At 61.3% G+C, this 1,260-nt stretch carries 3 protein-coding genes; all 3 read left to right on the top strand.

Annotated elements, in window-relative coordinates:
* Positions 1-250 (top strand): hypothetical protein (locus ACZ5CR_RS45855; RefSeq protein ID WP_468869832.1); only part of this gene is annotated, 250 nt, incomplete at its 5' end.
* A 15-nt stretch (positions 251-265) separates the two neighbouring features.
* Positions 266-943 (top strand): methyltransferase, encoded by a 678-nt coding sequence (locus ACZ5CR_RS45850; protein WP_468869830.1) that lies wholly within the window; start codon positions 266-268, stop codon positions 941-943.
* On the top strand, positions 943-1,260 hold a 318-nt coding region (locus ACZ5CR_RS45845; RefSeq protein WP_468869825.1), incomplete at its 3' end, for a hypothetical protein. The genes ACZ5CR_RS45850 and ACZ5CR_RS45845, both read left to right, overlap by 1 nt.

Below are 1,260 nucleotides of genomic sequence, written 5' to 3'. Positions count from 1 at the left end.
GTTCATGGTGGTAGTGCCTCCGCTGCCTGATCGGAAGCGCGACCAGGCCGCTGGACAGAAGCTGGCTGCGCTCCTGGCGGAGAGCGGCGTTCACTGCTTAGACATGAACCACGAATCAAATCTCAGGTGTAGCGACAGCAAAGCGATGTTCTACCGATTCGACGAACACCCAACTGCTATTTGGCATGCCATCGTCGCCGAATCGCTGGCGAATGCAACCCTCAACAGCCCCGCCGTACACGAGAGCTGAGGCAAGAACCCCATGATGAACTCATCGACTGTCATCAACCTCGAGCCGGCACGTCGCTTGGTCGACCGGCACTTGGCGCACGAGGCTCCGTTCGAAGTCTCCATCGACTCTCTGAACCTCACCATCCTCCCTGGAGTGTTCTGCCCTGCGTACACCAAGACCAGCGCGTTCCTCGCGAAGCATGTTCAGGTTGCCCCAGGGGAAACCGTCCTCGATGTCTTCAGCGGATCCGGCTACCAGGGGCTGCTGACCGCGCAGACTGCCTCCAAGGTGCTGTGCGTCGACAGTTCCCCCGAGGCAGTCCGCTGCGCCATGGCCAACGCCGAGATCCAGCAGGTGTCTGACAGGGTTACTGCCCTGGTGGGCGACCTCTTTGACCCGGTGACCGAGCGGTATGACGTGGTCATCGCGAACCCCCCGCTGCTCCCTGGCACCCCGGCCAATGCAATAGAAGCAGCGATCTTTGACCCCGAACTCATCCACTCCAAGAGGTTCCTTGAGCAGGTCGGTGACTACCTGACCGACCGAGGACGGGCCTACCTGATCGCCACCGATGCCCACCAGGACATGGAGATCCTCGACGTCATCACGTACAGCGAGGAGTGCGGCCTGAACGCGTCAGTCATCGCCCAACTCCCCTTGCCTTACGAGACTTACACCGTCTATCGGGTCAGTGCAGCGAGGACTCGCTGATGGCGCGCATCATTGCCACCGCTGAGAACTTCGCCTTCGGTCCCGCCGGCAAGCTCGTCACTGTTGCGGAGAGGCTCTCACAGCAGGGACATCAGCTCACGTTCGTCGGGTACGGCACGGCCTTTCAGCTCGCCCGGCGTTCCGGGTTTTGGGAGGAGGTAGTAGAGCAGGACACCGACGGAGAGGACTTCGGCCGGTACTGCGAGAGCTCGCTCCTCGACTTCGACGTCCTCATCTCCTGCGTGGACCAGTCCAGCGCCAAACAGGCCAAGAGACTGGGTGTCCCAGTCATATGGCTCGACCCGCTTTCTTGGTGG

The organism is Streptomyces sp. NPDC031274 (genome assembly GCF_055570235.1).
This window is presented reverse-complemented; position numbering and strand designations above follow the sequence as displayed.

What these genes read in the sequence shown, in the direction of transcription:
- ACZ5CR_RS45850 (WP_468869830.1), top strand. Translation starts at nt 266, where the DNA reads ATGAACTCATCGACTGTCATCAACCTCGAGCCGGCACGTCGCTTGGTC.